Annotated in this window: 6 protein-coding genes; 4 read left to right on the forward strand and 2 right to left on the reverse strand. The window is 63.9% G+C overall.

What is annotated here, in order from left to right:
* The coding region (locus tag ABIV12_RS16940; protein WP_348061520.1) for a ThiF family adenylyltransferase at positions 1–247 on the reverse strand (247 nt) is incomplete at its 3' end.
* Positions 248–345: 98 nt separating this feature from the next.
* On the opposite strand from ABIV12_RS16940, the gene ABIV12_RS16945 reads away from it, so the two are divergent.
* From ABIV12_RS16945 to ABIV12_RS16960, 4 genes are all read left to right on the forward strand, one after another.
* The gene (locus ABIV12_RS16945; protein WP_348061522.1) at positions 346–738 is read left to right on the forward strand and encodes a hypothetical protein; all 393 of its coding nucleotides are present in this window, start codon (positions 346–348) and stop codon (positions 736–738) included.
* A gap of 250 nt (positions 739–988) precedes the next feature.
* On the forward strand, positions 989–2467 hold the full coding sequence (locus tag ABIV12_RS16950; protein WP_348061524.1) for an efflux transporter outer membrane subunit: 1479 nt from the start codon (positions 989–991) through the stop codon (positions 2465–2467).
* The gene (locus ABIV12_RS16955; RefSeq protein ID WP_348061526.1) at positions 2464–3669 is read left to right on the forward strand and encodes an HlyD family efflux transporter periplasmic adaptor subunit; all 1206 of its coding nucleotides are present in this window, start codon (positions 2464–2466) and stop codon (positions 3667–3669) included. The genes ABIV12_RS16950 and ABIV12_RS16955 overlap by 4 nt, the downstream gene beginning before the upstream one ends.
* Before the next feature lie 11 nt (positions 3670–3680).
* Positions 3681–5234: a DHA2 family efflux MFS transporter permease subunit gene (locus ABIV12_RS16960; protein ID WP_348061528.1), complete on the forward strand. Its 1554-nt coding sequence runs from the start codon at positions 3681–3683 to the stop codon at positions 5232–5234.
* Here the strand turns inward: ABIV12_RS16960 and ABIV12_RS16965 are convergent.
* Positions 5157–6259, reverse strand: a 1103-nt coding sequence (locus ABIV12_RS16965) for an acyltransferase (RefSeq protein WP_348061530.1), incomplete at its 5' end; no start/stop codon positions are given. The two genes, ABIV12_RS16960 and ABIV12_RS16965, sit on opposite strands and share 78 nt — an antisense overlap.

Genomic DNA, 6259 nt, shown 5'->3' on the forward strand with positions numbered 1-6259 from the left:
CTTTCGGTTTGCCGAATTCCCCATCGAGCGCGTGCAGCTGCCGGTTCGTGTTGCTGACACACACATCGTCAGCGTCGATCAGTGTGAGGTGACCGATGCCGCTGCGGGCCAGCGCTTCGACGACCCAGGATCCGACCCCTCCGATTCCGACGATGCAGATGTGCGCCCGCGCAAGGCGAGCAACGCTGCCGACGCCATACAGCCGATCGACGCCGCTGAATCGTTCGTGGAAGTCTGGGGAATTCATGACGGCGCGCAGCGTAGCAGCATCATGTGGCGCATCGCCGCTGTCGTCGGCGAGCCATGCCGCGCGCGCTACCATTGCGTTTTGAACGAGCCCTTCCGATGCGCTACCTGATCTGTCTGGTCGTCGGCCTGATCGCCGGCGCGCTGATGGCGAGCATGGCCGGCAACGCGATTGCCGCCCGTCACGCATGGCCGCGCGGACTGATGAACGTGATGCAGCATGAACTGGTCGACGCGCGCAGCACGGCGCGCACTGGCACCTGCGATGTCCCACGCGTTGCGGATGCGGCGGCGCACCTCAAACTCCTGACCACGGATCTGGAACGCGCGCTGATGCCGCCGGGAACGAAGGATCGAGTTTTCAGCCAGTACGCCAGTGAAATGCGAAGCGCGATCGACCAGTGGGACACGAACGCGCCCTGTCCTCGCCAAGCCGAAGCGCTGACCACGATCGCCAATGCCTGCGAAGCCTGCCACCGCGATTATCGCTGAGCCCGATTTGCCCTGAAGGTGCTGATCCGGGCGTTGCGCCGAATTACAAAACTCAATAGTATTGTTATCCAGAGCCGGTCCCGGCTCGACTCTCGTCCTCGCCTCGGCACATCGACTTTCCGCGCGAATGTTTCTGCGCGCCATTCGAAGGTGTCATGCGGGGTGCGGGTCGGGTCGTTCGAAACCATTCGGCGCAGCAATGACCGCTTGGGTCACGCGCATCCAGATCCGATACCGCAGAAGCCCATCGATGACTGCCATCGTCCCCCGCCCGCTCGTTGCCGTCGCCCTGGTCGTCATCGCGGGCTGCTCGATTCCGCGGAAGCCCGACATGCCGCAGCTGCGCAACGAAGCCCCGTTGGCCGGCGTTCCGACCCCCGCAAATGGTGCCTGGCCGGACGCGCGCTGGTGGCAGCGCTACGGCGATCCGCAGCTCGACAGACTCGAGGAACAGGGGACGTCAGGCTCACCGTCCATTGAGCAGGCACGCCAGCGATTCAATACCGCCGTGCGATCGATCGATGTCGCCAGCGCGGCCGGAGGCGCGTCGATTCAGGCGAATGGCCAGGTGCAGAGGTTGCGTCTCAGCGAAAACGGCCTGATTCCGCCGCAGTTTCTCGGCTTCACCTGGTACAATCAGGGTGATCTCAGCCTGCAGTTCCAGTACGACTTCGATTTCTGGGGCAAGACGCGGGCTGCCGTCGCTGCAGCGATCGACGAGGCGCACGCCGCCGAGGCCGAACGCAGTGCCGCAGCGCTGATGCTGACGACCGCCATCGCCGACACCTATTTCAGCTGGCAAGCCGATCAGGCACGTTTGGCGCTGGCGAACGACACCGTGAGCGCGTACGAGCGCCAGCGCGCCATCACGGCGCGACGTGCAGCAAGCGGAATCGATGCACCCGACTATGTCCATCAAGCCGATGCACAACTGGCCGGCGCACGCGAACAGCAGGCCGCTCTCGCAGGTTCATCGCAACTGCGCCTCGCGGCATTGGCCGCATTGCTCGGTGTGTCGCCCGCCGATCTTCCGAAGCTCGATCCGAAACCGTTGCCGACGATCAGCGCAACCCTGCCCGAGGGCATCGGCATCGACCTTCTGGCGCGACGGCCGGATATCGCCGCGAACCGCTGGCGAATCGAGGCGGCGATGCGCCGCGTCGACGCGGCGCGTGCGGAGTTTTATCCGGACATCAGTCTCGGCGCGATGATCGGTTTGCAGTCGCTCGATCTCGGAAAGCTCGTTTCAGGACCAAGCCGCACCGCGGCACTCGGGCCTGCCGTGCACCTTCCGTTGTTCGGACTCGGGCGCCAACGCGCGGCGTACGGCGTTTCGCAGGCGCAACTGGATTCCGCAGCCGCGCAGTACGACGCGAGCGTGGTCGACGCGGCGCGCGAAGTCGCCACGCAGGCGCTGACGCTCGCACAGATCGATGCGCGCCGGCATCAGCGCGAGCAACAACTCGCATCGGCACAATCGCTTGTCGATATCGCAGTTGCGCGTGCACGACGAGGGGTCGGCGACGATCGCAGCGTGCTGGCCGCGCAAGCGCAAGTGCTGCAGCAACGCGACGCCGCCGCCACTCTCGATGCGCAGGCCGTGTCGGCTGACATCGCATTGAACAAGGCGCTCGGCGGCGGCTATCGCATGGACGACATGCCCGTCTCCAGCGGAACCGACGCATCGGCGCCCCTACCCCATTCCGTTGAACGAGCCCACTCCCGATGAGCGACACGCCCGCCCCCGCCGCGCCCGAAAGAAAACCGGCGACGCCCGAAAAAGCCGCACCGGTGAGCAAGAAGAAGCGTCGCGTGATCCTCATCGTGATCGCACTGCTGTTCATCGTCGCCGGCATCGTCTGGTACGTTCTGTGGGTGACGGTCTTTTCGCAACGGGAAGTCACCGACGATGCCTACGTCAACGGCAACCAGGTCGCGGTGTCGGCGCAAGTACCCGGAACCGTCATTGCGGTCCTCGCGGACGATACGCAGCGTGTCGACGCAGGTCAGGTGCTGGTGAAGCTTGATCCGACCGATTCGCAGGTGAATCTTGCGAAAGCAAAGAGCGCACTCGCCAATGCGGTGCGCCAGGTGCGTCAGCAGACGGCGATGGCGTCGCAGTACGACTCGTCGATTGCCGCGCGCAAGCTGGATCTCGCGCGCGCCCAAGCAGATCTGCAGCGCCGGCAGCCATTGCTCGCCGACAGGGCGATCGCGCCGGAAGAAGTTGCCCACGCGCGTGAAGCGGTTGAAACCGCGAAAGCCGCGCTCGAACTGGCCACGCGCCAGGCGGACGCGTCGCACGCGCTGGTCGATGGCACCCCGATCGGTGACAACGCATCGGTGATGCAGGCCAAGGCTGCGTTTCGCGAGGCGTGGATCAACGGCGAGCGCAACGCGATCGTTGCACCGATCGGCGGCTACGTCGCACAGCGAGGCGTGCAGGTCGGCGCGCGCGTGCAGCCCGGCCAGGCGTTGCTGACGGTGATTCCGTTGCACGATCTGTGGATCGACGCGAACTTCAAGGAAAGCCAGCTGGCGCACATCCGCATCGGCCAGCCCGCAACAGTCGAGAGCGATCTGTACGGAGGAAATTTCGAGTACCACGGCACAGTGGTTGGTCTCGGCGCGGGAACCGGCTCGACCTTCGCGCTGCTGCCCGCGCAGAACGCGTCCGGCAACTGGATCAAGGTGGTGCAGCGCGTCGCCGTGCGCATCGCGCTCGATCCGAAGCAGCTGGAGAAATCGCCGTTGCGCGTCGGCCTCTCGACCGCGGTGAACATCGATACGCACGATCGAAGCGGCAGCGTTCTTGCTGCGACGGCATCGACGACGGCGATCGCCCAGACCGACGTGTATGCCCGTGATTTCGCCAACGCCGAAGCCGAGGCAGATGCGATCGTGCAGGCCAACCTCGCCCCCGTACGCTGAGTCCGACCTCCATGGCTGCCACTCCGGCCGACCGCACGCCGCTCCCTCCGCTGACCGGCGCGCCGCTCGCAATGCTGACCGTCGCGGTCGCTTTCGCGACGTTCATGGAAGTGCTGGACATCACGATCGTGAATGTCTCGGTGCCGCACATCGCGGGCAGCCTCGGCGTCAGCCCACAGGAAGGAACGTGGGCAATCAGTTCGTATTCGCTCGCCAGCGCAATCATGCAACCTCTGAGCGGATGGATCGCACGCCAGTTCGGCGAGGTGCGCAGCTTCTGCATTTCCGCGTTGTTGTTCGTTGCAATGTCCGTGCTGTGTGGATTCGCGCCGAGCATGCCGATGCTGGTGATCGGCCGGCTGCTGCAGGGCGCTGGTTCCGGACCCATGGTGGCCCTCTCGCTGAGCCTGCTGCTCAACAACTATCCGAACGAGAAAAAAGGACTGGCGCTCGCGCTATGGGCGATGACGGTGGTGGTCGCTCCGATCTTCGGGCCGATCCTCGGCGGATTCCTGACCGACAATTACTCGTGGCCATGGATCTTCTACATCAACGTACCGGTCGGCTTGCTGGCGGTCGCGATCACCTGGACGTTGCTGCGCAACCGCGAGTCGAAGATCGTCAAGACGCGGATCGACGCCGTCGGCCTTGTGTTGCTCGTCCTCGGCATCGGCTGCCTGCAATTCATGCTCGACAACGGCAACGACAAGGACTGGTTCTCGTCGCCGTTCATCACGGCGCTGGCGATCATCGCGATCGTCAGTCTGGTGTTCTTCGTCGCATGGGAATTGACCGAGCGCCAGCCGATCGTCGATCTCACGCTGTTCCGAAAACGCAATTTCACCGTCGGTGTCGCCGCGATGTCGTTCGGCATGGTCGGCTTCTTCGGCATCAACGTGGTGTATCCGTTGTGGCTGCAGACCGTGCTCGGCTACACCGCTTCGTGGGCTGGTTATGCGACCGCCCCGGTCGGCATCCTTGCGTTCCTGCTGTCACCGATCATCGGGCGCAACATCCAGAGGCTTGAGCTGCGCTCGGTGGTCACCTTCGCGTTCATCGTGTTCGCATTCACCTCGTACTGGTTCGCGAGCTTCCCCGACAACGCGGCGTTCAACCAGCTGATCTGGCCCCGCTTCATCATGGGAATGGGCATCCCGTGCTTCTTCATCCCGCTCAACCAGATTTTTCTTTCGGGACTGCAGCCCGACCAGATCGCCTCTGCGTCCGGTGTTGCCAATTTCTGCAGAACGCTCGCGGCCAGCGTGTCGACGGCAGTAACCGTAACGATCTGGCAGCACCGCGGCGAGTATCATCACACCGTGCTCGCGGAACACGTCAACGCGACCAGTCCGGCCGCGATGGACTACATCAACGGGCTTGGCGCGCTGGGCGGACCAGCGGCAAGAGGCTTGAGCATCATCGACGCGCTGGTCACCCGCCAGGCACTGACGCTTGCGGTCAACGATGTGTTCCTGCTCTGCACCGTGCTATTCCTCGCGATGATTCCGGTGGTCTGGTTCGCGAAGCCGCCGTTCGGCAACGTCGCCGCTGGTGCCGGACACTGACTGAGCCTCGCGCTCCTCCCAGCGTCGTGCCCAGCGGTGTCCCAGCCGGATGCCCGGCTTCTCCACGAAGCGGAATGCCAGCGCAGCAAGCGCAATCGTGATGCACGCGTTGACCAGCAGATACACGGCGAGATGCTGCTGACGCCACCATGCGTTCGTCGATGGTCGTGACAGCCACCACAGCAACGCCATGAACACAATCGGATGGAGAAGGTAGATCGAGTAACTGATGCGGCCGAGCCAGTCGGTCAAGCGGGTTGATACGCGCACCCAGCGCGTGCCGATGACGAAAAGCCAGAAGCCGATCGCGCACGGGACCCACGGACTCGTGCCGAGCCCCACACGCACCAGTCCGACAATCGGCAAGGCAAACGTGTAGACGGCGAGCAACGCGATGACTCCCGCTTTCAGTCGACGATCAGCGCCCGGCTCGGCGATGCACGTACGGTAAAGCGTTCCGCTCAGCATGATCGACAGATAAAAACAGGCCACACCGAAGACCGGGTCGAGCGCGTGCAGGCCTAAATTCCAGGTTCCGACGGTCGCCAGGTAGGCACACAGCAACAGAACCGCCAACCCGAGGAGACGCCGCGTATTCGCAAGGCTATGGGTGAGGAAGAGCACAACGCATAGTGCGTAGAACGTCCACTCCGCCAACAGCGTCCAGTATAGCCCTTCCGCAGAGCGAGTACGAAAAACGGTTTCCAGCAGCGTGAAATTGATGGCGACGTCGGCGAGCGTGAACGGCAGGCCCCAGATCCAGAATCCGGTCAATGCACCGAGCGGAACGGACAACCAGTAGGCCGGAAAAATTCGCCAGAAGCGCTTGATCAGAAAACTGCCGACTGCTCCATCGCGACCGCTCTTGAAACTGAAAGGGATGACGTAGCCGCTGACGAGGAAGAACACGACGACGCCGACGTTGCCGGCATCGAACGTGGCCGCCACGTCGCGCAGCCACGCTCCCGACGTGCGTGCCGGAGCGGCCACGTGCACGTACGCGTCGCCCACGTGCCGCCACAGCA

This window comes from Dokdonella sp. (assembly GCF_039926425.1).
Classification (GTDB): Bacteria; Pseudomonadota; Gammaproteobacteria; order Xanthomonadales; family Rhodanobacteraceae; genus Dokdonella_A.

What these genes read in the sequence shown, in the direction of transcription:
- ABIV12_RS16945 (WP_348061522.1), top strand. Translation starts at nt 346, where the DNA reads ATGCGCTACCTGATCTGTCTGGTCGTCGGCCTGATCGCCGGCGCGCTG.
- ABIV12_RS16955 (WP_348061526.1), top strand. Translation starts at nt 2,464, where the DNA reads ATGAGCGACACGCCCGCCCCCGCCGCGCCCGAAAGAAAACCGGCGACG.
- ABIV12_RS16960 (WP_348061528.1), top strand. Translation starts at nt 3,681, where the DNA reads ATGGCTGCCACTCCGGCCGACCGCACGCCGCTCCCTCCGCTGACCGGC.
- ABIV12_RS16950 (WP_348061524.1), top strand. Translation starts at nt 989, where the DNA reads ATGACTGCCATCGTCCCCCGCCCGCTCGTTGCCGTCGCCCTGGTCGTC.